We start from the raw sequence: 22,378 nt of genomic DNA on the forward strand, positions 1-22,378 counted from the left end.
CGTTTCCACAAGGTTGAGGTCAGGAGCGGGCGTACTCGGCGAGGTCCTCGCCCAGGAGTTCACGCAGCCGGGCCAGGGCCCGTACGGACCGCGTGCGGACGGCGGCCGAACTCACGTTGAGCGCGTCCGCGGTCTCGTGGACCGACCGGTCCTCCCAGTACCGCAGGACGACGACGGCCCGGTCCTTGGCGGGCAGCTGCGCGAGGGCGTCGAGGAGGGTCAGCCGCAGCGAGGGATCGGCGTCGGCGTCGGCCGCCTCGGGAAACGAGTCCCTGATCCGCTCCCGGCTGCTGAACCGCCGCCGGTGCGCGAGGAAGGTCCGGGTGAGGACCGTCTGCGCGTACCCGGCGGGGTTGCCGACGCGGGAGACCCGCCCCCAGCGGACGTAGATCCGCCCGAGGGCCTCCTGCACCAGGTCCTCCGCGAGGTGGGTGTCCCCGGCGGTCAGCAGACAGGCGGACCGGTACATGTGCCCGGCCCGCGCCGCGGCGAACTCGGCGTAGTCCTCCACCGGCCCCTGACTCATCCCCAAGCTCCCCGTCCCCGTTCCCGCCCCCGGCACGCTGCCGCTCACCTCATTGATGCGGTGGGCCGCGGAAAATGTTTCAAGGGACGCAAAGGGATTCAAGGGGAATCTCAGAGCAGGCTCACTGCCCGCACCCAGATGCGCCCCCGCCTCAGACCCGTTCCAGCGGCCGGTGGTCCCCTGCGGGCAGCTCCACCCGGATCGCGTCCCCCGGCCGCACCACACCCCCCACCTTCACCACGCTCATCACCCCGGCCTTGCGGACGATCCGCCCGCTCTCGTCCCGCCCGACGACCTGCTTCAGCAAGCCCTGCTGGAAGCCGTCGATCTGCAGGCAGGGATTGCGCAGCCCGGTCACCTCGACGACGGCCCGCTCGCCGATCCGCAGCAGCGTCCCGGTCGGCAGCCCCAGCAGATCGAGGCCCCGGGTGGTGATGTTCTCGCCGAGCTCCCCGGCCGCCACCCGGAACCCGGAGTCCGACACCTCCTCGAACAACTCCTCGTGGATGAGGTGCACCTGCCGCAGGTTGGGCTGAGTCGGATCCTGGGCGACCCGGGACCGGTGCTTCACGGTCACCCCGGCGTGGACATCGCCCTCCACACCGAGCCCGGCGAGCAGCGTGATGCTCTCCCGGTTCGGCTTGGTGAAGGAGTAGACGTCATTACGACTGACCGCTGTCACGACCCCGTTCATACCGCCGACCCTAATCGGCCGCTCACCTGGGCGGAAGGTCGGCGACGAGCAGCCGGTACCCCACATCGAGGGAGTCGAGCCCGAGCAGTTCGCCGTACCGCCGCGCCCACCGCCCGCTCTCCAGGTCCTCGGCGAGCCGCCGCAGCCCGGGCGCGAGGACGGCCGCACCGGTCTGCGCGAGCATGGAGATGCCGGCCCGGACCCGGGGATCGAGGTAGGCCTCGGGCCGCCGCCAGAAGGCGGCCCCGAACCCGTCCACGCAGTCGTACGGCACCGGCACCACCTCCACCCGTACCGTCCCGCCGAGCAGTTCGGCCAGCCGCGCGAGGGCGACCGCCCGGCCGTCGTCGAACTCCGCCGCCTCCGGCAGATAGTCCCGCACCAGCCAGAACCGCTCCCGGAACACCCGCTGGTCCCAGGTCAGCACCACGACCCGGCGCCGCGCGACCCGCCGCAACTCCGCGATCCCGGCGGCCGGATCACCCCAGTGGTGCACGGTGAGCAGGGCCATCACGGCGTCCACCGCACCGTCCCGCAAGGGCAGCCGCTCGGCGATCCCCCGCACGGCGGGCGCGGCCCCCGGCGGCCGCTGCTCGACCATGACCCGGCTCGGCTCGACCGCGAGCACGGTCCGCTCCGGCTCGTACGACCCCGTCCCCGCCCCGACGTTGACCACGTCCGTCATACCGTCGAGCGCGGCCCGCACCCGTGCCCCGATCCGCGGGTCGGGCCGCCGGGTCAGCCCGTACCCCACCCCGAGTCCGTCGTAGATGGTCCCCATGCGGGCCAGTATCCGGACCGCGTACGGGCCTTGCCCACCCCCGTGCCCCGACCGTCCGCGGCATCGGCCTGATGGGACCTCTTGACCCGGTCCGCTCTCTCAGCCCCGCGATGCCCGCGTCGGCGCCTCCCGTACGGCGTCGACGAGGGAGGCCGCGCGGGTGTCCTCCGCGCCCTCGACGATGTGGTTCATCACGTACGCGAAGGCGATCCCGTGCTCCGGGTCGGCGAACGCGAGCGAGCCGCCGCGGCCGGGGTGGCCGAAGGCGTGCGGGCCGGTCATCCGGTCGGTCTCGGTGGGCAGCATGTACCCGGTCCCGAACCGGCTGGGGATCAGCAGCACCCGGTCGACCCCCGACGCCTGTTCGGCCGCCGCCGACTCCGCCGTCTCCGGGGTGAACAGTCGTACGCCGTCCACCTCCCCGATCAGCGAGGCGTACATCCGCGCCAGTCCCCGGGCGGTGCCGATCCCGTTGGACGAGGGCAGCTCCGCGGCCTGTACCTCGGGGGAGTTGAAGTCGATCGCCGCGGGCTCGGTCACGGCGAAGGCCCTGCTGTACAGCGAGCGCGGATCGCGCATGGCGGCGACGAGCTCCCGGAACTCCGGCGGGATCACCTCCAGCGGAATGGCGCCGAGATCGACCGCCGGCTCCTGGTACACCATTCGGCTCACCCGCCCCCGTTCACTCTCCGGCAGCCCGATGAAGAAGTCGATCCCCAACGGCCCGGCGATCTCCTCGGCGACGAACCGCCCCGGCGTACGCCCCGACACCCGCCGGATCACCTCCCCGACCAGCCATCCGAAGGTCCGCCCGTGATAGCCGTGCGCGCTCCCCGGCACCCACGCCGGCGGCTGCGCGGCGACCGCGTCCACGATCGGATCCCAGTCCAGCGCCGCGTCCACCGGCACCGGTGGCTCGACCCCGACGACCCCGGCCCGATGCGACAGCAACCACCGCACCGGGATATCCGCCTTGCCGTTCACCCCGAACTCCGGCCAGTAGGCGGCCACCGGCGCGTCCAGGTCCAACTCCCCGCGCTGGGCGAGCAGATGAACGGCGGTGGCGGTCACGCCCTTCGTCGCGGAGTACACGAGTTGCAGCGTGTCCCGCTCCCACTCCCGCCCGGTGTCCGGATCGGCGACCCCGCCCCACAGATCCACCACCGGCCGCCCGTCCCGGTACACGCACACGGCGGCCCCGATGTCCCCCCGCTCGTCGAAGTTGGCGGCGAACGCCTCACGCACGCCCTCGAACCCGTCGGCCACTTCACCGTGGATCGTCGTCATGCTCGCCATCCTGGCAGCCGCCCGCCCGCCACCTCCGCCAATTCGTGGTCACCCGTGGTCAGTTGAGCCCGTCGAGCCAGCGCAGCAGCCGGGCGCCCTCGCGGGTCGTCACGTCCGGGTCGCGCAGGGCGTGGGCGAGCAGCGACATGCCCTGGTACCCGGCGACGAGGGTGAGCGCCAGGTCGTCCGGCTCGGTGTCCGGGCCCGAGAGTCCCAGCTCGCGGAATTGGCGCGCGGCCCACTCCAGCAGCCGCCGGATCACCGCGCCGGCCTCCGCGTCCAGCGTCCCGTCGGCCCGCTTGCCGAGCTCGGCGGCCAGGGTGCCGGTGGGGCAGCCGAAGCGGGCGGCGACGTCACGCTGCTCGACCCAGGCCGCGATCAGCCCCTTGAGCCGGTCCCGCGGATCCGCCAACTCGTCCAGCCGTCCCGTGAGTTCGTCGAGATGCGCGGTGTGCTCGGCGAGCGCGGCCCGGACCAGCTCGTCCTTGGTCTTGAAGTAGTAGTAGACGTTCCCGACCGGGACCTCGGCCTCCCGCGCGATGTCGGCGAGCGTCGTCCGCTCCACGCCCTGCTCGTGCAGCACCCGCGCGGCCGCCGCCATCAGCCGCCGCCGCTTCTGCGAGGCCCGCACCCGCCGATCCACTGAGTTGGTCACCCAACTAACTATAGACAGGGCAGGGGGCGGGCGTGCTAGCTTCTGCCTCAAGGTTATAAGTCAGTCAACTAACTAATAACTGCTCAGGGGGAACGATGATCACCGTCACAGGCGCGACCGGCAACATCGGCCGGACACTGGTGGACCTGCTGGCGCAGGCGGGCGAGGAGGAGGTGGTGGCGGTGTCCCGCCGCGACCGCCCGGCGACACCCGACGCGCCCGCCGTGCCGGGCACGCCCGTCGTGCCTGCCGCACCCGTCGTGCCTGCCGTGCCCGCCGTGCCTGCCGCACCCGCCGCACCCGGCGTCCGCTGGATCCGGGCGGATGTCGGGAACGCGGAGAGCATGCGCCCGGCGCTCACCGGGGCACGCGCCCTCTTCCTCGTCCTCGGCGGCGAACTCAACGCCCACGGCGAGAGCCCCACCCTCCTCCTCGACACGGCCGTGTCCGCCGGCGTCGAGCGAGTCGTCCTGGTCTCCTCCCAGGTCAGCGCCACCCGCCCGGACGCGCCCTCGCACGCCCGCCTGCGCGCGTTCGAGGCGGCGGTACGAGCGTCGGGCCTGGACTTCACCATCCTCCGCCCCGGCGGCTTCGCCTCCAACGCCTTCGCCTGGGCCGAGACCATCCGCACCCAGCGCACGGCCTTCGCCCCCTTCGCCGACACCGCCCTCCCCGTCGTGGACCCGGCGGACATCGCGGCGGTCGCGGCGGCGGCCCTCCGCGAGGACGGCCACGGGGGACGGGCGTACGAGCTCACGGGTCCCGCGCTGATCAGCCCGCGCGAGCAGGTCCGGGCCGTCGCGGAGGCGCTGGCCGAGGAGGTGACCCTCGTCGAGCTGTCCCGCGAGGAGGCCCACGCCGCCATGACCCGGTTCATGCCGGAGGAGGCGGTCACGGGGACGCTGGACGTCCTGGGGGAGCCGCTGGCCGCCGAGTCGAAGGTGAGCGGGGACGTGGAGGCGGTGCTGGGGCGGCCGGCGGGGGGCTTCGGGGGGTGGGCCCGGCGGAACGCGGCGGCGTTCAAGTAGGGCGGGCCGCACGGACCGGTGGAGCGTGCCGCACGGACCCGGGACACACGTGTGCCCAGGAGGCCTGGACCCCCTGGGCACACCCTGCACCCGCTGCCCGCCGACGAGCGGTCAGCGGCTGGACATCACGAGCCCGAGGCGTCCGTGACGTCCGTGGCCGTGACGTCCGAGGCGTACACGAGGGCGACGCGGTGGTTGTACTGGATCGTGTACATCGCCTTGGCGCCGGTGACGACCGTACCGCTGGAGGGGAAGAAGTCGTCCGTGAGGGACGGCGCCACGGTGGCCACGTAGGCCTGCCCGGCCGGGACGGTGTACATGCTGAGCGGCGCCTGCGTCGAGGGCGAGAGACCCGCCGGGTACTCGGCGGCGTCCGGGTAGCTGGAGCCGTACACCGCGACCGGAGAGGTCCCGGCCGCCGAGATCACCTTCAACCCGTGGGCGGGCGCGGTGTTGCACCCGTGCGGGTTGTAGAACCACACCTTGGACCCGCCGTACCAGATGGCCGTCCAGTCACCGTCCTGCCCGGCGACGACGAACTGCTGTCCGGCCGCCGCCGTGCTGCCCCAGTCGTTGATCCGGTCGGTGCCGGCCGCGCCGGGGTGCAGCGCCTGGTCCCCGAAGAGGGGAGCGGTGTCGCTGGGTTCGGTGCGCAGGTAGACGAAGTTCGACGGCTGCGGGGTCTCGGTGCACGCGGTGGTGGCGCCGGTCGGGTCGTCGGACGGGCAGATCTGCACGGTCTGCGTGTTGTCGGCGAACCGCGGGGCGATGGTGACCACCGAGCCGACGGGCCCGACCCCGTGCCGCCCGGTGTGCGCGCCGAGCAGGCTCATCAGGTGGTTCCAGTCCCAGGACGGACCCGGGTCCCAGTGCATGCCCGACACGAGGGACGACTTCGGCCCGGCGACGTTGTCGTGCCCGATGATGTGCTGCCGGTCCAGCGGTATGCCGAACCGCCCGGCCAGGTACTTCACCAGGTCGGCCGTGGCCTCGTACTGCGCCTCCGTGTACCAGGTGCCGCCGTGCGCGGCGTAGCCCTCGTGCTCGATGCCGATCGAGTGCATGTTGGTGGAGTAGTTGCCCGCGTGGAAGGCGAGGTCCTTCGTGGGCACCATCTGCGTCACCGCGCCGTCGGAGGCCCGCATGACGTAGTGCGCGGCCGAGCCCCCCGCCTGCTGGAAGAGGCTGACGGCGGTGTCGTACGAGGTCTCCGTGTCGTGGATGACGATGCTGTCGATCCGGATCCCGTTGGCGGGCCGGTTGGACACCTGCCCGTTGGACGCCGCCGCCGGGACGAAGGTGCACGCGACGGTCGCCGGGCACTCGGTCGCCGTCGTGTCCGCCGACTTCAGGTCCAGGGCCTTCAACTGACCGGTGACCGGCTCGACATCGCTGTCGGCCGCCAGCCGTACGTGGTCGCCCTCGGCCGTCGTACGGCCGACCCCCTTCTCGATGGTCGCGAACACCCGCCCGGCGAAGGCCGCAGCCCCCTGCCGCTCATCCGACTGGCTGTAACGGGCAACCGCCGCATACCAGTTGCCCGGATCCGCGGAAACGGACCCGATGACATCCTTCTGATACGACGCGAGCAGCGCCGCACCGCCACGGATGTTGGCCGACGGATCCTCGCGCAACTCCTCGGCCGACAGCCCGGTCAGCTTCGCCGCGGCCTCCAGGGTGTGCAGCGCCGGATCGGCGGCCAGCTTCCCCAGATCCGCACGCCCCGCCGCACCCGCGTCGCCGCCGGCCATCATCGCCGGGGTGACGTCCGTCAGATGCATCGGCCCGTAGCCGCCGTCCGTGCTGTACTCCCCGGCGTGCGTGTCCCAGGCCGACTCCTGGTACGCCACCGCCAACAGCACCTGACGCGGCACGTGGTACGCGTCGGCGGCAGCCGCGAACTCCTGCTGCAACGTGGCCGTCGCGTCCCCGGCCCCACCGTCGGCCAGCGCCGGCACCGGCACGGCCACCCCACCCGCGACAGCGAGCGCGGCGACGGCCGTCAACAGGACCGGCCGTCTGGAATTCCTTGTGCTCATGAAAAAGTCCCCGAACCTCGGAGGATCAAATGGCGGAATGGAGGATGCGTACGACGGGACATCGGTTCATCGCCAGCACCGCTATGCGCCCGACCCCGCGCCCCACGCGGGGCTCCGCCCGTCGGCGCCCGGAAGCGGATGATCCTCCTCTGCTCGAAGCCGAGTCAACTTCCCCACTTCAAACGCCACTTGAACGCGTGAAGGAGAACCACACACAACGACAACCGCTCCCGGGGCGCATCCCCACAGCCACCGAGAAACGCTCCCGAATCCCGCCCGCCGGGCTCCGGAAGCGACCGGCAACGGATCCTGCGTCGGCACCCGAACCGCCCGCCAGGGGCGGCCACCCGTGCCGCTCGCCTTGTCGCGCCGCTCCCGCGCAGAAGCCGATCCCCGTTGTTCCCCGCGGGCTCCTCAACGACCCACGGTCCCTCGCAACCCGCACAAGGGCCATGCGGCGCAAGCCCCACGGCATCCGGCCGGGGGCGTAGGTGGTGTTACAGCCCTGTTGGAGGGTGGGGCTTTCCCCCGGGGCGGACTGGAGTCAGCCTGTTGGCGGGGCCCTGGGCGTCGAACCTAGTCTCTGACGCATCGCCAGAAACCCTTCGCCTCAAGCGCCTTGTGGCTGCTGGCATCCGATGCCGTTCCCTCGATTTCCTGGAGAGCCCCGTGTTCCGCACAACAAGGACCGCTACCGCCACGACCGCCCTGCTCTGCGCCGTGACGGGGGCCGCTCTCACCGGCCTTCCCCAGGCGTCCTCTGCTGCGGCCATGGTGCAGCAGAGCCGTTCGGCCAGCCCGGAACCGGCCGCCGCGGCCACGGTCGCGAAGCGCAGCGGCAGCCTGTTCACCGGTACCGGGAAGATCAAGGTCGGCGACCGGTCGGTGAACGTGTCGTGCACGGGCAGGCCGGCGCCGCATCGGCCGGTCGTCGTACTGATGGCCGGCTTGGGCGACGGTCTGGACAGCCTGAGCGGTATACAGAAGACGCTCAGCACGAAGGGCCGGGTCTGCTCCTACGACCGGCTCGGCGAGGGCGGGAGCGACGCACCGGCCGGCCCGCAGACCATCGACAGCACCGGAAAGGTGCTGACCGCCGTGCTCGACCGGGTAGCCGGCCGCCAGCCTGTCGTCCTGGTCGGGCACTCCCTGGGCGGGCTGATCGCCGCCCGCTACGCCCCCGAACACCAGGACCGTGTCAGGGGCCTGGTCCTGCTCGACGCCACCCCGTCGACCATGGCCGCCGACCTCACCCGCATCGTCCCCGCGTCCGCGACCGGCCCCGGTGCCGAGGCGCGCGACGGGTACCTCGCGGTCAGCCAGGGACAGAACCCGGAGATGCTCTCCTTCGCCGACGCAAGGGTGCGCTCGGCCGGTGACATCCCGGTGGAGGTCATCCGGCACGGGGTCCCGTACCTGGCACAGTCCATCCCCACCTACGGACCGGCCCTGGAACGCGCCTGGGCCGACGGCCAGCGCGCCTGGCTCGCCCTCTCCACCAACAGCAGGCTGAGCGTCGCCACCAAGAGCGACCACTACATCTACGTCGCCCAGCCCGACCTCGTCGACCAGGCCGTCCACCACGTCACCTCGCGCGCCTCCGGCCGGTCCTGACCCTCACCCCCCTCCCCTGAGCGGCGACGAGCACTGGAAAGGGAGCGGCTCCCTCACTCGCCACCCGCACCCGCCCGGGACGCCTCGCCCGCCAGGACTCCTCGAACACCCCGGACACCCTGGACACGGCCGACGTCGACGAACACCGCCGGGGCGCACCCCCGCAGCCTTCGGGCAGCCCCCGAACTGCAAGCTGGGCCCCCACCATCCCGCGCCCTCCCCGCCAACGGCCCCCTCACAACCCACCCGAGGGCCATCCCACGCAAGCCCCACCCCACCCTTCCCGGCCGCCCGCTCGCTTCTTCCCCGTGCCGGAGTGAGCCGAGTCAAGGGTCGGCCGAGGGCCGATCGGCGCCAGCCGACACGGACGCGGAGCGCAGCGGAGCGGGAGCGCCCTTTACTCGGCTCACGGAGGCACGACACTGACCAAGAAGCGGGCGGCTGGGGGGCACCCTTCTGACCGACGGCCGCGAACCCGACTCTGCTTCTTCCCGCCCTTGACCCATCACGCCCCACCGTGTTCGTCGGCCACTCCATTTCCGGCGCCGCCACCATCGCCGCGGCGCAGGAGCCCTCGCTGATCACCGCCGTGGTCGAACTGGCGCTGTTCACCCGCAAGCAGTCGATCCGCCTCGGCGACCTGCGCGTCAAGCGCTTCCGACAGGGCATGCTGTGACTGCTCGGCACGGGCCTGGTCTCACCTTCCTCCGCACCGGCACCGCCCGCGCCTAGGGCCGCATCAGAGGGAGTCCGTCGGCCAAGCCTGTCCGGCATGAGACAGTCGGGCACGGTCACCAAGCTTTGCCGAAGAGAGCTGAAGAGAAGCGCCCCATGAGAATGTTGCCCGCCATCACTGACCGGAATGAGTTCGACGCCCTGGTCGTCAGGACCGACTACGACGACGACCGCGCGTGGCAGGACGTGACGGCGGCGTTGATGGCGCCGTGGGGAGACGGCGCGTACGAGCCATGCATCCACTTCGTCGACGACCCGGCCTGGGCAGACGCGCCGGCCGACGAGATACTCCCCGCGGTCTCCGCCGACGAGAGCCTCGCCGTGGTGTTCCTGGCTGACCGGACGACCATGCGGTCCGTGAGCCACCCGCTGCTCGCGATCACCACCCTCACGCGCGAGGAGTGCGTGGACGACGAGGACTACGAGCAACTGACCGCGTTCGGCACCGAGTTCCGCACCACACCGGCAGGCGTCCACGACGTCCACGCCAACCTGAGCATCGGCAACCTGGGCTTCGAGGAGTACGCGGCGTGGGCCCACGACGACGGCGAGGGCATCTACCGGTCCGCTTGACGGACGCCGGCCGACGCGCGGACAGCGGATATCAGAGCTTGGGCTCCACCGGGAACGGCAACTTATCGGCCCAAGCGGACAGGGCCGCCGCGGCGATCCCACGGGACTCGCCGCCGACCGAGGTCTCCGAGAGAAGGGTCCGCTCCGCGTTGGGGACGGAAAGCTCCCGGTAGTACTGCAGGTCCTCGAAGCCGTTGACCGCGACGTCGTGGCTGGTGGCGGCGTAGACGAGACGCGAGACGCGGGCCCAGTAGCAGGCCACCAGGCACATGGGGCACGGCTCGCTGCTGGAGTACATCACGGCCCCCTCCACCAGATGGCTGCCGAGTCTGCCGCCTGCGGCGCGAAGGGCCATGACCTCGGCGTGCGCGGTCGGGTCACGCAGCTCGACGACCGAGCTGGTGCCTGTGCCGACGACCTCCCCGTCGATGACGACCAGGGCGCCGAACGGAGTCTTGCCCTCGTCCTCCAGGGCGTGCCGGGACAGCTCGATGGCCTGGGCGAGGAAGGAGTGGTCCTCGGGGATTTCGGGGGAGAGGGGCACCTGGTCTCCAAAGTCTCTGGTGGGCCGCCACCGGCCGCGCTCACATGTAGACGGAGGGATCGGCGTCGCCGAAAGGGCCGTCCAGGTTCATGTCGTAGCCCGTGAGAGGCGTGGTGGCGCCGACCGTATGGATGATGTCCAGCGCCAGCCCGGCCCGCTGGTGGTCGGTCCAGTCGCCGTTTTCCAGCAGTTCGACCATATCCGGGATGGGGGCGGACGACTGGTCGCCCCCGAGGATGAGACGGTGGATCCTGGGCGCCGGGCGGCCGTCCGCGCACAGCAGCAGACCGGCAGCCGCCATCCGGAGCTGCCATTCCTCGAACGTCCGGGCAGCGGCGGCGAAGCCGACCGGGAGACTGTGCAGGACCACGCGGTCGACGGTGAATCCGTCACCGCGTCGCAACTGGGCCTTCATGACGGCCTGGTCGATCTCGTTGCGGAGGGCGAGGAGATTGGGCCGGAGCCACGCCAAGTCGCACTGCACGAGGACGGCGGCGGTCACCGAACCCGACTCCAGCGCGGCGACACGCTCACGCCAGACACCCAGGTCCAGCCCCTCGTCCGTCACGCGCCCTCCCTCGTGTGCGCCCCGACCAGCGTCAGCACTTTCAGGCCTACGACGACGGCCTCGACCGGATCCGTCTGCGCGGCGGCCCCGGGCAGCACGCGGGCGGCCAGACCGGCGGTGATTCTCAGACTGACCGAGGGCAGCATGGCGAGGAAGCCGCGCAGTTCCCCTTCGTACCCGCCTGGCGTGAGCGGAGCCAGCCGGCACGCGACGGCGAGGATCATGGCGGCGGGCCGGAGCTGCGGCTCCACGTGCGGGGCGGGCACCCGGTACGCACGGCCGACCCGCCCATGGTGCACCAGCTCAATCGCCGACCCGGGCACGGACGTACGGGAGACGAGCCCGAGCAGGGCCGTACGCGCCTCCTCCGCCGTGCCGAAGTAGCGGTGGGTGGCGAACGTCCGAAGATACGCGCCCAGCAGTTGATGATCAGGGGTGAACTCGGGACGCACGAGCTCCGGGGGATGGGCGACCCGGCAGTCCCGCAGAGTGGCGAGCGCGGTCACGGAAGTAAGGGCCCAGAAGTGGTCGTACTCCTCGACGCTCCCGAAGACCGCCCGCGCTGCGTCCGCCGCCGCGGTATTCACGTTGCCATCGCCACCGAACAGCGACCGGCGCAGCTGCGTGAGGATGGACGCGCCGTCCCAGTAGTTCCCCATGAACTTCGTACCGGTGAGGATCTCGAACACGCCGTACAGGGCGCCGGCCTGATGCGCACCATGGAACTCGGCGAAGTCCGAGCTCCACATGAGGACTTGGAGAGGCTCCGGGAGCAGAGTGCCGATCTCGTCCGGTCCGTCGGCCGACTTCGGGTCCGGGTCGACACACCGCAGGATCCTCGACCGGGCATCGGTACTCAGCGCGACCAGCTCACGGGCGGACCGGTTGGACGCGACGCCCCGGACCGACATCAGAAGCGCGGTCTTGGCCAGCCAGGCCAGATACCGGCTGAGCGCGCCGAGCGGCGAGGCCGGGTCGGGTAACCGTCGGCACAGTCGGATGACGGAATCGATCAGGACGTGACCGCAGGCGGTCGCCTGGATCGGATCGGCCCCGCTGACGAGGGCGGCGCGGGCGAGCCGATGCAGCACGTCGATGTGGAGCACGACCGCACGCTCGGCCGCCGCCTCGCCCACCTCGGCCCCGACCAACTGATCAACGAGATTCCGCACAGCCGTCGGATCGTTGCTGGTCATGGCCTGGCTGATGGCACTGAGGTAGGCGTTGACGCCAGGGCTGTTCTCGAAGTCACGGTCCGACGAGCCGCCCCCCGCACCACCTGTCTGCCCCAGCGCCTCGGCCAGCGTCCGGCACAGCAGCCGGTTACGACCGCCGACACTGGCCAGACCGAAGAGCTGGATGAAGGAGAAGATCCCGAAGATGTTGGCCAACAGGAACAACAACGCGCCGTAGGTCGCACTGATCCTGTTGCCGCCCAGCAGGCCGCAGGCCGTGAAAAGCGCGGCGATCCAACCGATGATCACCCATTCCCGGAAGGCGATATGACTGTCTATCGCCCGTAAGGAAGGCCAGGAACTGGCCGCAGAGAAGGTGAGCGCGAAGATCACGGCCTCGCCGGTCAGCAGCGTGGCGAAGAACGCGATGCTGAACTGGGTGGCGGCCACGACATCATCAGCGCTGCGCGGGTAGCCGACGGCGACCAGTGCGAGTACGACAGCACACACGCACAGCACGACCTGCCGACGCCTCTGCACCACTGCCCCGCTCATTCCCCCGTGTCTCAACCGACGCAGTCAACTCTGGCATTGGGCAGGGGAGTTGCCAATATGGCTGATGCGTGGCGGCTGGGCAGCGGCGGTGAGCTAGTCACGCGGCGACGTCGGCCACGAACCTGCTCCACGTCTGGGCCGAGATGCTCAGGCGAGACCCGGCGGGTCTCTTGGAATCGCGTATGAGTACTTCTCCTCGGCCGAACGCCGCCTCAAGGCACTCCGTTGTGTTTCCTCCGCTGTATGACGACTTGAACCATCTGGGCTCTTCGGCAAGTCCACCGGTGGCGGGCATTCACAGCTCCTTGCGGGCGCGTTCGATCATGGATGAGGAAGCTTCCATGTCCAACGCTTGGGCGCGAAGGTACTCGAACGCAAGTCTGTACCGGTCAAGTTCCTCGTCCTTCTCCAGGAAGAGCGAGCCTGTGTGGAAGTCGACGTACACCACGTCGAGGGCCGGCTCGGTGCCGCCGATGGTGACGAAGCTGCCGAGGGCGGCGGCGTGGGCCCCCTTGGAGAAGGGCAGCACCTGGAGCGTGATGGCGGGCGACTCGTTCGCTTCGAGGAGCCGGTCGAGCTGTTCCTTCATGATCTGCGGCGACCCGACGACCCGGCGGATCACGGACTCATCGAGGATCGCCCAGAGCCGCAACGGCCTGGGTGCCCGGTTGAGGATCTCCTGCCGCTTCATGCGGATGTCGACCAGCCGCTCGATCTCGCCTGGCTCCAGGGGGACCTCGTTGGCCCGCTGCAGCACGGTGCTGTAGGCGCGGGTCTGCAGGAGTCCGGGGACGTACACGCAGGAGAAGTGGCTCTCGCTCACCGCTTCGTCCTCAAGGGTGAGCAGCAGGTTCATGCTCTCCGGGATGGAGTCGGCGAAGGAACTCCACCAGCCCTGCTGCTTGGCGTCCTTCGCCAGCGCGACAACAGCCCGCCGCTCAGCGTCGGTTGCGCCGTATTCCCGGCACAGAGCATCGACGACGATCCACTTGACCGGCCCCGCCTGCGTTTCGTACCGGCTGACCGTGGCTTTGGAGACTCCGACGAGCCCGCCCGCCTCCTCAAGCGTCAAGCCCTTACGGGCACGCAACTTGCGCATCATCGCACCCAGTTGGCGGCGGCGGGTGGTGGTCCGCTCGGCCATGCGACTCCTTCGTCCGGGCCCCGGGCGTGGCCCGGTGATCGCTCTCAGGCTAGGCAGCGGGGAACTGGCTGACCACCAGATTCACTCGATGGATTCTCGTGAGAAGTTACGCAGAGAGATTTCTCTATGCCATCCTCGCTTACGGATCGCTACGCGCTGGAGTCGTACGGATACGGCGGGCGCAGCATGCGCGTGGCTGGGAAAGAGGAGCCGACATGTCTGGTTGCGAGGTCCCTGAGCCCCGACTCCGCTGTGTCCTGCCGTTCGAGGCAGCGTCGGCGGAAGTGCCCCTGCTTCGGAAAGCGGTGGTCGGTCAGCTAGGACGATGGGGCTTGCCTGCGGCCGCCGACGAGGCCGCGCTACTGGTGACGGAGTTGGCGACGAACGTTCTAAAGCACGTCGGCGAAGGCGTGTCGGCGACCTTGATCCTCGAATGGAGAGGTGAGCGACTGCGGGTGGAGGTCCACGATAAGAGTCGTACCATCCCGGCGCTAAGTTCGGCTGAGTGTGACGAGGAATGCGGCCGGGGCCTGCATCTCATCGCGGCATGCGCGCTGGATTGGGGTGCCGTCCTGACCGCAGCCGGCAAGGCGGTGTGGTGCGAGATTCCGCTCAGCGCGGGGAAGAGCTGTCGCCGCGTCGAGCGAGCTGCCGAGACTCTGGAGGGTTATCGGGCCGGTTGCGGTGGCCGACACGGAAAGATCACGGAGGCAGGCATCGAGGAGTCGGTGATCGAACTTATTGCCGACTTGCTCCACTGGTCCGCCGCCCGCGGTCATGACCCCGATGACGTTCTGGACTTGGCTCAGATGCATTACGAGGATGAAGTGGATGCGGCCTAATGGATGGCTCACTGCTCAAGCTTCTGCATCTGCTCGCGAAGGACGTCAGGTGTGCGCCAGGATTCTCCGCGGAAACTCTTGTGGCACATGCGGTGGCAGTTGAACCACAGAAGAGCAAGATCCAGGAGCCGGGTCTCTGTCACCCCCGATACGTGGAGAGGCAGGCTGTGGTGGACCTCGATGTAGCCGTCTCGCAGCTCGCCGTAGCTAGCAGTGAAGTCGAACGAGCACACCCCGCACCGCAGAGGGACGCCCTCTTCCGGGACCGCGTGGATCCTCCGGTCGCTCAGGGGCTTGTTCCGCTCGCGGTAGAGGGCCCAGCGTCTGAGGAGTTGTCCTTCGCGTGCCAAATCGGTCTCGCCCTCCTGGGCGGGTATGCCGACGATCTTGGCGGATGCAACGCCAGCACGCAGAGCCTTGGCGGCGGAGAGCATCTCGTCGGGACGCTCTGTGAAGTCGGCCACTACCTCACCGGTCAGCTGGCCGCCCTTCATGGCGACCCCGTGATACCCGGCACGGGCTGTCACGATGTTGCCGCTCTTGAGGCTGACGCTGCCATGGGAGCGGAACCTCGGATCTGCCGCCGCGCCATCGCGCAACGGAAGCTTCCTGAGGATCTGGGACAGGTTCTGCACTCGCTTGTCGGCTGGCCGCGGCTCACGTCAGCGGTTTTCGGCAACGAGCGCGCAAGCCGGCAACAGCTCATCACGCGTCCAGTTGATCTGCGCCACACCGGTATCGTACGAGTATTCGAAATTGCCATGCTGTTGGTGACCAAGATGGGGCAGAGGATGCCGCACACTGGTGTGTGCCGCCGTGTCGAGTCGCAATGTCAGTGGGTCATGTCACCCTCTGTGATGGTTGCCGTATGGGGCGTCACTGGTGTTCGTGCAAGAGGAGGGGTCATGACCGGGACTGACCGGGGCTACACGTCGATCGAGATCTGCGCCGGCGCTGGCGGACAGGCGATCGGCCTGCACACGGCCGGTTTCAGACACCTCGCCCTCATCGAGATCGACAAGTACGCGGCGGCGACCCTGCGCGAGAATATCGAGGTGCACCCGAAGTGGGACTGGGAGCGCGCCAACTGCGATGTCCTCTGCCAGGACGTGACGGAGTTCGACCCCGCGCGTGACTTGGTGAAGAGTGCCGGCCTCTACAAGCGGGGCGAGGTTGACCTGCTTGCCGGGGGTGTGCCGTGCCCGCCTTTCTCGCACGCTGGCAAGCAGCTCGGCGAGGACGATGAACGTGATCTCTTCCCGCGCATCTTGGAGCTGGCCGAACTCATCCGTCCTCGCGCCGTGATGATCGAAAACGTCCGCGGACTCATGGACCCTAAGTTCGACGACTACAGGTCACGGATCCAGGCCAGCCTTGAGCAGATGGAGGCTGACGAGGACGGGCGGCCGGGCTACGAGGTCGTGGGGTGGGACGTTTACGAAGCGGCGGAGTTCGGTGTTCCGCAGCTTCGGCCGCGCTCCATCCTCGTCGCTTTCCGGAAAGACGTGCTCAAGGATCTGAAGTACGAAGCTCCTGCGCCGAGCGCCGAAGAGGTAACGGTCTATAAGGCACTTAAGGACACGATGCAAGACCGTATCGCACCCTTTTTGACAGGGGTTAAAGCCGTCCAAGCGCAGAAGGTCTTCGATGATTGGGCATGCGACGCTAAAAAGGGCGTAGCCCCCACGCTCGTGGGCGGCTCCAAGAAGCACGGTGGCGCCGACCTCGGTCCCAGCCGGGCTAAGAAGGCGTGGGCAAATCTGGGCGTCTCGGGCATGGGTGTGGCCAACGCGCCTGTAGACGGCAAGCCGACCGGCACTGAGGACCGCGATCTATTTCGTGCCGGAGGGCCCATGCTCACGGTTCGCCAAGCCGCGATCATTCAGGGATTCCCGACGTATTGGGAATTCTCGGGCGGCAAGACGGCCCAGTACCGGCAGGTCGGAAACGCGTTTCCGCCGCCTGTCGCACAGGCCATCGGCGAATCGATCATGGAAGTGCTCAAGGCAGACCGCAACCGCGCCGCCAGTCAGTGACTCAGGGCGGCTGAGCTGCGGCGCACATACGGGGTGTCGCAGCTCAGCCGTCCGTCAGGGCAGTCGGCTGTTCAAGTGCGCCAGTAGGGCATGGATGTCATCGGCGTCCATGCCCAGGCCCGTGGTCTCCTCCTCCTGGAGGTCGCCTAGTTGGCGCACCGCCGGGTCATCGAGCACGCTGCCCAGGAAGTGCAGCTTCTTTTCGAGGCGCACGGCCACGATTTCGTCGATCGTGCCCCGGGCCGCCAGTACGGTCACGCGTGTCTCGGTGCCTGGGGGCAGCCCTAGCCGGTGAATGCGGTCAAGGCTTTGGAGGAAGCGGCCGGCCATGAAGTCGCGGTCCACGTAAACGGCGTCATGACAGACCTGGTGAAGGCTGATCCCCTCGCCCAGGGTCGCGGGGTTGGAGATCAGGACCATGCACGACGGGTCCTCGCGGAAGCGGCTGAGCTCAGCTTCCCGGTCTTGGGTGGCGCCGTGGACCGAAGCTGGGGCATGCGGCGCCAGTAGCTCCTCCAGGGTTTTCTGACTGCGGATGAACCCAGTCCAGACCAGTGTCTTGCGGCCGGCCCGCGCGTTCTTCGCGACAATGCGAACGGTTTCCTCATATTTGGGCGACAGCTCATGCCGAGGGAGCCGCTGGAGCAGTGTGTGAAGCGAGTCGTCGTCGGAGACGTCAAGCGCCGGAAGCTGAAAGGCGATTGCTTCATAAGGGGTGTCGCTCGGGGCCAGCAGGGCCGGGCTGATTGCGGCCATGAGCGTGCGCATAGCTGCCTTGCCGAGAGAGGCCAGGTCACCTCGGCGTGCGGACGGCTCCCCCTTGAGCGCGTCGTACAACTCGCGGTGCAGTGGGGGAAGATCGACATAGCGGACTATGGGTTCGAAGGGAGGAAGGCCCAGCTCCTTCTTCGTCGTCCGTGTGAAAAGCGGGCGCAGGGCCTGGCTGGCGTAAGCGAGATCCCCGCCGCTGACCGCTTCGACGACGAGTTGCTTGCCGCGTCCTGGCCAGACGAACGAGAGCAGGCTCTCCAGATCCCGGGCACCGTTTGGAGCTGGTGTCCCGGTGAGGATGAGGCGCCGCCGGGCCAGCGGTCCGAGCGACAGACAGGCGGAGCCGTAGGTACCGCGGGCTCCGAGTTTCATGCGGTGCGCTTCATCAAGCACGAACATCGCCGGGGCCGTACGCAGCCACTCTGACAGGTGGCTGACAGAGCCAGCCAGCCGTTCGTAGTTGACCAGAACGACATCAGCTCGTGGATCGGGGAATCCACTGTCCATGACGGATGTGAGCAAGGGCTCCTTGAAGCAGGCATCTCCTTCGAACTGCCATGCTTCGTAGGCTGGCTTGGGGCATACGACGAGCAGGCGCCGGACTTCTCCCCGCTCGCGCAAGGCACTGAAAACCGCCAGCGCCGTCCGGGTCTTGCCGGCACCGGGAACGCTGAAGTTCGCGCCGTGTCCAAGTGACAGCAACTCCGCGATGTCCCTCAGCTGGAACGAAGTGAGGTCTGCTTGCCAGCCTGCGCCCAGCAGTGCGTGGACGCCGTCGGGCGCGAGCGGTACTTCATCAGAAACGACAGCTGGGGAGCTGAGCCGGGTCTGCACAGTCTCGGCGTCATCGAGGACATCGGTGACCAGGCTGGCCAGCTCAGGCTCCCACTCGACATCAGAGTGGGGCCAGCTGGCCAGCTCGCCGATGGAGAACAGAAAGCTGTCCAGATCGGCATCCGAGGTCAGTGGGCCACGCTGGCCACCCGGAGTCACCCGGGTGGCCAGCATCCCGAAGTCCCCTTCCAGACCGGGCCGGGCGCGGAGCACTGCCCGCGTCCTCGTGATGTCGAAGGCAATCCGGAGAGAAGGGAGGTCAGAGTGCGTCATCGCTGGTCTGCCACGGCTTCACGCAGCCATGACAGGCCCTCCCCTGGGAGCTGGATGCTTTTTGACGCCTCCGCCGACAGCTTGGCCAGCGTTTGCCTGAGCACGATCAGCGTGTCATCGAAAGCACCCTCGTCCAGGCTGTTGTTGCCCCGCGCCAGTACCAGGTCTGTGACGCACTGCTGAAGATCATCGACTGCGGCGATGATGCGGTCGGGAGCGACAAGCCGCTTCTTCTGCTTACGGATCGCATCTTCAGCGGCATCGATCGATTCGTCGAACGCCTTCTCCAGCTGGGTCATGGAGCGGTTGGCCTCGGCCATCTCTTCGGGAGTCGCGGTGGTCCCGGAATTCTGCGTAGCCTTGGCTCTGAGGAGCGCGTCAGTAAGGGCACGCGCCTTGGCTGTCTCAGAACTAGGCCCTGGCACACTGCGGTTGAGGCCTGGAATGGAGACTGCCTTCGGAGACTCCGCAGGCATGTCCCAGGGACCCTCAGGCAGACGATGAGCCAGATAGTTTTCCCGGAAGTCCGTGCGGATGAAACGGATGTCGGTCTTGGCGACATCTAGCACGATGGCTGCCAGCCGGTACTCAAGCAGGGTGTCGGCCTTCTCTTTGTCCTTGGCCTTCTCCTTTGCGTAGGTCCGGTACAGCTCAGCGAAGCGTTCCTGAGCGTCTTCAAAATCCATCAGTCGTAGCTTGGTCCGACCGTGCTCGCTGCGCTTCACTAGATCACGCAACTGTCCGAGAACCCAGGTATCTCGCTCAAGTGCGGGTGTCGAGGTGTGGAACAGCTTGGCGATAGCAGCGAGAGGAAGACCTTGCTGGATCTGCTCCTCAATGGCCATCAGGCGGTTGATGTAGGAGTATTCACGTCGTCGGTCGGGCCTGAGCTGCAAGGACAATTCGACAGAGCGAATGTCGTCCCAGGTGCAGCTGGCAGGCAGTACACCCACGCGGATGGACTGGACGCCGAGCTCCTTGAGAGCGGCTCGCCGGGTGTTTCCGTTGACGAGAACACCGTCACGGGAGATGAGCCCAGGCTCGTTCTGGCGGTGGTCCTGGAGGCTTTGCCTCAGTTTTTCGAAATCAGGGTCGCGCTGGTGCGGGTCAGACGGCTTCGCCATCAGCAGCTGGTGCAGGTAGCCCTGGCCGGCCTCGGACCAGTGGTCCTTCGTCAGCGCCTCTTCCTGCGCGGGGTCGTAGGCGCGCTGTGCGCTCACCCTGTGAGTTGCCGGATTGTAGTAGAGACCATCGACCGGCATGTCGATGACTTCGACGTGGATCGGACGACCCCGGAACTCCACGCGGAGTGTTTCGGGTACAGAGTCTCCCGAGCGCGCGTCTTCGAGACGCTGCTCCACTTTGGCGCGGATTTCGTTCGCTGTGGGCGGGACGCCGAAGTCCGTCGGCATGAATTACCTCTCATAGCTGGAGCGGTCTGTGGGACCGGTTTGGAACGGGTGGGGGCGGTCGCCGGCGGCTGGCCCGCCCCCATCGGCGTTTAGCCCAAGCCGCTGCGGAAGGCTTCGCGTGCCTCAGCCGGCAGCGCCCGGTACTTCGCCCAGACATCCTCCACTGAACTGAAGGTCCGGGCATCCTCCCTGATCCAGGACTTCAGGATGTCGAGTTCGAACGAAGGGAGCGCGGAGGCCTCCGAGAGCAGCGCCGACACGTCGTACGTGGAACCGATACCGCCGACCCGGCACCGGTTGCACTCGACGACGTACTGCTGAACCTTTGTGCCGTTCGGCAGCCGGACCTCGCGCTTGGCCACATCGAGCTGAGCGGTGACTTCCGAGTCGGTGTACGTGTCCCCGGGAGTGGCACCACACGAACTGCACTTGTGGTTGTAGGTAGCCAGCAGCTCCCGGCGCTGGTTCACCGTGATCGCGCTCTTCGGGCGAGTGCCGCGGCCGGGCTCCCAGACGGCTTCGCCGCGCTGGACGTAGCGCTGTTCGTTCGCGTCGAGGTCGATGTCCTCGCGCTTGGTGTCGATCTTCCATCCGAAGTCGCGGAGATCCCGCATGCGGCGGTCGATCTGCGCCACATCCGGAAAGGCGTCACGGAGTTCCGTTTTGGTGAAGACGTTCCCCTCGCCGACCACTTGGACGAGCCAGAGAGCGGCGCGCTTCATCGTGCCCAGTTTGCTGTCCTGCCAAGAAGGCAAGGCCGTGCTCATCTGCACCTCACAGAGCCTGAGCGGGCCAGCCCGACTGCGTGTCAGGGCAGTTGGTGCCTGACAGTGGCCCGCTAGACACAACGGAACATCAAGTCCGCCTGAAAGCGAAGTGTCTGGGTGTCCGGATGAGCATCCGGACAACACTGAGTGTCCAGTGGCGGATGGGCAGAGGCACACTGTCGTCAAAGCTTTGATGGGGTGGGACAGAAGGAGCTGGCGTGCCGAGACCGGGTCGCTTCAAAGAACTGGATGCTGGCATATCGGAGGAGAGAAAGGCGCTGGCCAGGGCCGTGCGTCGCTTGCTGAACGTGGTCGACCTCTCTCTGAGGGAGATACACAAGGAGCTGGCGAGGCGGGACTGCGGCTGCGACACCTCGGCGAGCGCACTCTCCGACCTGCTCAACGCACGCATCCACAAGCCAAAGCGTGAGGTGATCCGCGGACTCTACGAACTGGCCGAGACAGTCGCGAGGACAAGCGACGCCTCCATGCCAATCACCTGGGAAGAGCTTGAGAATCTTCGGGTCAAGGCATGCGAACCGCCGGCGGCTTTGTGCGCGAACTGCGAGCGCACCGTGTTGCCGGTCCCCCGAGCGCAGGGGGACCGGCAACACGCGCAAGGTCAGTGGCCCACCGCGCTGACCCTGCTGGACATGAAGCAGAACCGAAGGGCCGAGGATGTTGCCGGCATCCTGAGACACGTGGGCGTGGCCAGCGAGCCGGCCGAAGTGGCTCACGCGGTGGCCGCGTGCCAGGCATGCGGGCTGGGGTCCGAGGCAGACGTGATTCTCCGCTACGCGCAGACCGGGCGCGACGGGCGCCAGCTTGCGGAGATCGCCTACGAGTTTCTGAGGATCGAAGACAACATCATGGCCCGGCGGGTACTCAAGATGTCCCTGGCTCTGTAGCTGTGTCTGCCTTGCCGCCAGGAGAGGCCGGACGCCTGGATATCACCGCCTGGCAGATCTCTGCACTGTTTTCTTCCGCTGACTCGTGCTCCCAGAAGCGCAGGACAAGCCAGCCGGCTGCCCGCAGGCGCTCGTCCGTATCGCGGTCCCGGGTCATGTTCCGAGCCACTTTGTCGGACCAGTAGCCGGGATTGGTCTTTGGGGAAACGTAATGTTCCGGACAGCCGTGCCAGTAGCAGCCATCGATGAAGACAGCTACTTTCGCGGGCCGGAAGACCATATCGGCGGTGCGGCGGAGGTCGGGCAGCGGGCGAGCCGCTACTCGGTAGCGCAGACCTTGGGCGTGCGCCAGCCGGCGGACAAGCCGTTCAGGCGTGGTGTCCCGGCTCCGGATCGCCTGCATGTTGCGGCGGCGTGCGGCGGACGAGGCCCAAGAGCCCTCGGGCGGCACCCAGGCGGCCTTGGACGGATCTGGTTCTGGGGTGGGAGTAGTCATCAGTAGTGAGGTATCAGCCGGTCAGAGTTGGCGGCAATGTTCCAGCAGGAGAAGACGGTCCTGTTCGGTGAGCTCGCTGCGACCGGGCTCCGCTGTCCATCATCAGGTAGGGGCCGGGCAC

The 22,378-nt window shown here is 68.3% G+C and carries 22 protein-coding genes and 1 pseudogene; 7 read left to right on the forward strand and 16 right to left on the reverse strand.

Annotation, left to right across the window (positions count from 1 at the left end; all coding sequences use genetic code 11):
* Nucleotides 1–19 precede the first annotated feature (19 nt).
* From ACIPSJ_RS00770 to ACIPSJ_RS00790, 5 genes are all read right to left on the reverse strand, one after another.
* A complete protein-coding gene (locus ACIPSJ_RS00770; protein ID WP_359215776.1) occupies nt 20–526 on the reverse strand; it encodes a SigE family RNA polymerase sigma factor in 507 nt (168 codons plus the stop codon).
* A 151-nt stretch (nt 527–677) separates the two neighbouring features.
* On the reverse strand, nt 678–1,220 hold the full coding sequence (locus ACIPSJ_RS00775; RefSeq protein ID WP_393533746.1) for an MOSC domain-containing protein: 543 nt from the start codon (nt 1,218–1,220) through the stop codon (nt 678–680).
* A 22-nt stretch (nt 1,221–1,242) separates the two neighbouring features.
* Nucleotides 1,243–2,001: a class I SAM-dependent methyltransferase gene (locus ACIPSJ_RS00780; RefSeq protein WP_401342404.1), complete on the reverse strand. Its 759-nt coding sequence runs from the start codon at nt 1,999–2,001 to the stop codon at nt 1,243–1,245.
* A gap of 99 nt (nt 2,002–2,100) precedes the next feature.
* Complete coding sequence (locus ACIPSJ_RS00785) at nt 2,101–3,288, reverse strand: serine hydrolase domain-containing protein (RefSeq protein ID WP_401342405.1); 1,188 nt, start codon at nt 3,286–3,288, stop codon at nt 2,101–2,103.
* 58 nt (nt 3,289–3,346) lie between these two features.
* A complete protein-coding gene (locus ACIPSJ_RS00790) occupies nt 3,347–3,889 on the reverse strand; it encodes a TetR/AcrR family transcriptional regulator (protein ID WP_398944435.1) in 543 nt (180 codons plus the stop codon).
* A gap of 149 nt (nt 3,890–4,038) precedes the next feature.
* Here ACIPSJ_RS00790 and ACIPSJ_RS00795 point away from each other — a divergent pair, with 149 nt between their 5' ends.
* Entirely contained in the window at nt 4,039–4,971 is a 933-nt protein-coding gene (locus ACIPSJ_RS00795; protein WP_401342406.1) for an SDR family oxidoreductase, read from the forward strand.
* Between the two features lie 125 nt (nt 4,972–5,096).
* Here ACIPSJ_RS00795 and ACIPSJ_RS00800 read toward each other — a convergent pair whose 3' ends face one another.
* Entirely contained in the window at nt 5,097–7,010 is a 1,914-nt protein-coding gene (locus tag ACIPSJ_RS00800; protein ID WP_401342408.1) for an N-acetylmuramoyl-L-alanine amidase, read from the reverse strand.
* 771 nt (nt 7,011–7,781) lie between these two features.
* Between ACIPSJ_RS00800 and ACIPSJ_RS00805 the strand changes: the two genes are divergently transcribed.
* From ACIPSJ_RS00805 to ACIPSJ_RS00815, 3 genes and pseudogenes are all read left to right on the forward strand, one after another.
* On the forward strand, nt 7,782–8,624 hold the full coding sequence (locus ACIPSJ_RS00805; RefSeq protein ID WP_401342409.1) for an alpha/beta fold hydrolase: 843 nt from the start codon (nt 7,782–7,784) through the stop codon (nt 8,622–8,624).
* Between the two features lie 511 nt (nt 8,625–9,135).
* Nucleotides 9,136–9,297: pseudogene (locus tag ACIPSJ_RS00810) on the forward strand (alpha/beta hydrolase); the annotation flags it as partial.
* Nucleotides 9,298–9,455: 158 nt separating this feature from the next.
* Complete coding sequence (locus tag ACIPSJ_RS00815) at nt 9,456–9,932, forward strand: DUF6924 domain-containing protein (protein ID WP_401342410.1); 477 nt, start codon at nt 9,456–9,458, stop codon at nt 9,930–9,932.
* A gap of 31 nt (nt 9,933–9,963) precedes the next feature.
* Here the strand turns inward: ACIPSJ_RS00815 and ACIPSJ_RS00820 are convergent, their stop codons facing one another.
* The 5 genes from ACIPSJ_RS00820 to ACIPSJ_RS00840 form a co-directional block, all read right to left on the reverse strand.
* A complete protein-coding gene (locus ACIPSJ_RS00820) occupies nt 9,964–10,476 on the reverse strand; it encodes a nucleoside deaminase (RefSeq protein WP_401342412.1) in 513 nt (170 codons plus the stop codon).
* A 40-nt stretch (nt 10,477–10,516) separates the two neighbouring features.
* Entirely contained in the window at nt 10,517–11,044 is a 528-nt protein-coding gene (locus tag ACIPSJ_RS00825; RefSeq protein ID WP_401342414.1) for a hypothetical protein, read from the reverse strand.
* Nucleotides 11,041–12,762 (reverse strand): hypothetical protein, encoded by a 1,722-nt coding sequence (locus ACIPSJ_RS00830; protein WP_401342416.1) that lies wholly within the window; start codon nt 12,760–12,762, stop codon nt 11,041–11,043. The genes ACIPSJ_RS00825 and ACIPSJ_RS00830 overlap by 4 nt, the downstream gene beginning before the upstream one ends.
* 109 nt (nt 12,763–12,871) lie before the next feature.
* On the reverse strand, nt 12,872–13,069 hold the full coding sequence (locus tag ACIPSJ_RS00835) for a DUF397 domain-containing protein (protein ID WP_401342418.1): 198 nt from the start codon (nt 13,067–13,069) through the stop codon (nt 12,872–12,874).
* On the reverse strand, nt 13,070–13,918 hold the full coding sequence (locus tag ACIPSJ_RS00840; RefSeq protein ID WP_401342419.1) for a helix-turn-helix domain-containing protein: 849 nt from the start codon (nt 13,916–13,918) through the stop codon (nt 13,070–13,072). It lies immediately after the preceding gene.
* A 215-nt stretch (nt 13,919–14,133) separates the two neighbouring features.
* On the opposite strand from ACIPSJ_RS00840, the gene ACIPSJ_RS00845 reads away from it, so the two are divergent.
* Nucleotides 14,134–14,760 (forward strand): ATP-binding protein, encoded by a 627-nt coding sequence (locus tag ACIPSJ_RS00845; RefSeq protein ID WP_401342421.1) that lies wholly within the window; start codon nt 14,134–14,136, stop codon nt 14,758–14,760.
* An 8-nt stretch (nt 14,761–14,768) separates the two neighbouring features.
* Here ACIPSJ_RS00845 and ACIPSJ_RS00850 read toward each other — a convergent pair whose 3' ends face one another.
* Nucleotides 14,769–15,395 carry an HNH endonuclease gene (locus tag ACIPSJ_RS00850; protein ID WP_401342423.1) on the reverse strand — a complete coding sequence of 209 codons (627 nt, stop codon included), beginning with the start codon at nt 15,393–15,395 and terminating at the stop codon, nt 14,769–14,771.
* Nucleotides 15,396–15,665: 270 nt separating this feature from the next.
* On the opposite strand from ACIPSJ_RS00850, the gene ACIPSJ_RS00855 reads away from it, so the two are divergent.
* Nucleotides 15,666–16,796: a DNA cytosine methyltransferase gene (locus ACIPSJ_RS00855; RefSeq protein ID WP_401342424.1), complete on the forward strand. Its 1,131-nt coding sequence runs from the start codon at nt 15,666–15,668 to the stop codon at nt 16,794–16,796.
* Between the two features lie 54 nt (nt 16,797–16,850).
* On the opposite strand, the gene ACIPSJ_RS00860 is transcribed toward ACIPSJ_RS00855, so the two are convergent.
* The 3 genes from ACIPSJ_RS00860 to ACIPSJ_RS00870 form a co-directional block, all read right to left on the reverse strand.
* Complete coding sequence (locus tag ACIPSJ_RS00860) at nt 16,851–18,674, reverse strand: DEAD/DEAH box helicase (protein ID WP_401342426.1); 1,824 nt, start codon at nt 18,672–18,674, stop codon at nt 16,851–16,853.
* The gene (locus tag ACIPSJ_RS00865) at nt 18,671–20,086 is read right to left on the reverse strand and encodes a transcriptional regulator (RefSeq protein ID WP_401342427.1); all 1,416 of its coding nucleotides are present in this window, start codon (nt 20,084–20,086) and stop codon (nt 18,671–18,673) included. The genes ACIPSJ_RS00860 and ACIPSJ_RS00865 overlap by 4 nt, the downstream gene beginning before the upstream one ends.
* A gap of 89 nt (nt 20,087–20,175) precedes the next feature.
* Entirely contained in the window at nt 20,176–20,853 is a 678-nt protein-coding gene (locus tag ACIPSJ_RS00870; protein ID WP_401344519.1) for a hypothetical protein, read from the reverse strand.
* Nucleotides 20,854–21,071: 218 nt separating this feature from the next.
* Between ACIPSJ_RS00870 and ACIPSJ_RS00875 the strand changes: the two genes are divergently transcribed.
* Nucleotides 21,072–21,761, forward strand: coding sequence for a hypothetical protein (locus tag ACIPSJ_RS00875; RefSeq protein ID WP_401342428.1), 690 nt, complete (start codon nt 21,072–21,074; stop codon nt 21,759–21,761).
* Here the strand turns inward: ACIPSJ_RS00875 and ACIPSJ_RS00880 are convergent.
* Complete coding sequence (locus tag ACIPSJ_RS00880) at nt 21,739–22,257, reverse strand: very short patch repair endonuclease (protein WP_401342430.1); 519 nt, start codon at nt 22,255–22,257, stop codon at nt 21,739–21,741. The genes ACIPSJ_RS00875 and ACIPSJ_RS00880 overlap by 23 nt on opposite strands.
* Nucleotides 22,258–22,378 lie beyond the last annotated feature (121 nt).

This window comes from Streptomyces sp. NPDC090088 (assembly GCF_044747345.1).
In the GTDB taxonomy this organism is placed as follows: Bacteria; Actinomycetota; Actinomycetes; order Streptomycetales; family Streptomycetaceae; genus Streptomyces.

Excerpts from the sequence above, each read along its gene's own strand:
- ACIPSJ_RS00770 (WP_359215776.1), bottom strand. The coding sequence starts at position 526 with ATGAGTCAGGGGCCGGTGGAGGACTACGCCGAGTTCGCCGCGGCGCGG.
- ACIPSJ_RS00775 (WP_393533746.1), bottom strand. The coding sequence starts at position 1,220 with ATGAACGGGGTCGTGACAGCGGTCAGTCGTAATGACGTCTACTCCTTC.
- ACIPSJ_RS00780 (WP_401342404.1), bottom strand. The coding sequence starts at position 2,001 with ATGGGGACCATCTACGACGGACTCGGGGTGGGGTACGGGCTGACCCGG.
- ACIPSJ_RS00785 (WP_401342405.1), bottom strand. The coding sequence starts at position 3,288 with ATGACGACGATCCACGGTGAAGTGGCCGACGGGTTCGAGGGCGTGCGT.
- ACIPSJ_RS00790 (WP_398944435.1), bottom strand. The coding sequence starts at position 3,889 with ATGGCGGCGGCCGCGCGGGTGCTGCACGAGCAGGGCGTGGAGCGGACG.
- ACIPSJ_RS00795 (WP_401342406.1), top strand. The coding sequence starts at position 4,039 with ATGATCACCGTCACAGGCGCGACCGGCAACATCGGCCGGACACTGGTG.
- ACIPSJ_RS00800 (WP_401342408.1), bottom strand. The coding sequence starts at position 7,010 with ATGAGCACAAGGAATTCCAGACGGCCGGTCCTGTTGACGGCCGTCGCC.
- ACIPSJ_RS00805 (WP_401342409.1), top strand. The coding sequence starts at position 7,782 with ATGGTGCAGCAGAGCCGTTCGGCCAGCCCGGAACCGGCCGCCGCGGCC.
- ACIPSJ_RS00815 (WP_401342410.1), top strand. The coding sequence starts at position 9,456 with ATGAGAATGTTGCCCGCCATCACTGACCGGAATGAGTTCGACGCCCTG.
- ACIPSJ_RS00835 (WP_401342418.1), bottom strand. The coding sequence starts at position 13,069 with ATGCCCGCCACCGGTGGACTTGCCGAAGAGCCCAGATGGTTCAAGTCG.
- ACIPSJ_RS00840 (WP_401342419.1), bottom strand. The coding sequence starts at position 13,918 with ATGGCCGAGCGGACCACCACCCGCCGCCGCCAACTGGGTGCGATGATG.
- ACIPSJ_RS00845 (WP_401342421.1), top strand. The coding sequence starts at position 14,134 with ATGTCTGGTTGCGAGGTCCCTGAGCCCCGACTCCGCTGTGTCCTGCCG.
- ACIPSJ_RS00855 (WP_401342424.1), top strand. The coding sequence starts at position 15,666 with ATGACCGGGACTGACCGGGGCTACACGTCGATCGAGATCTGCGCCGGC.
- ACIPSJ_RS00860 (WP_401342426.1), bottom strand. The coding sequence starts at position 18,674 with ATGACGCACTCTGACCTCCCTTCTCTCCGGATTGCCTTCGACATCACG.
- ACIPSJ_RS00865 (WP_401342427.1), bottom strand. The coding sequence starts at position 20,086 with ATGCCGACGGACTTCGGCGTCCCGCCCACAGCGAACGAAATCCGCGCC.
- ACIPSJ_RS00870 (WP_401344519.1), bottom strand. The coding sequence starts at position 20,853 with ATGAGCACGGCCTTGCCTTCTTGGCAGGACAGCAAACTGGGCACGATG.
- ACIPSJ_RS00880 (WP_401342430.1), bottom strand. The coding sequence starts at position 22,257 with ATGACTACTCCCACCCCAGAACCAGATCCGTCCAAGGCCGCCTGGGTG.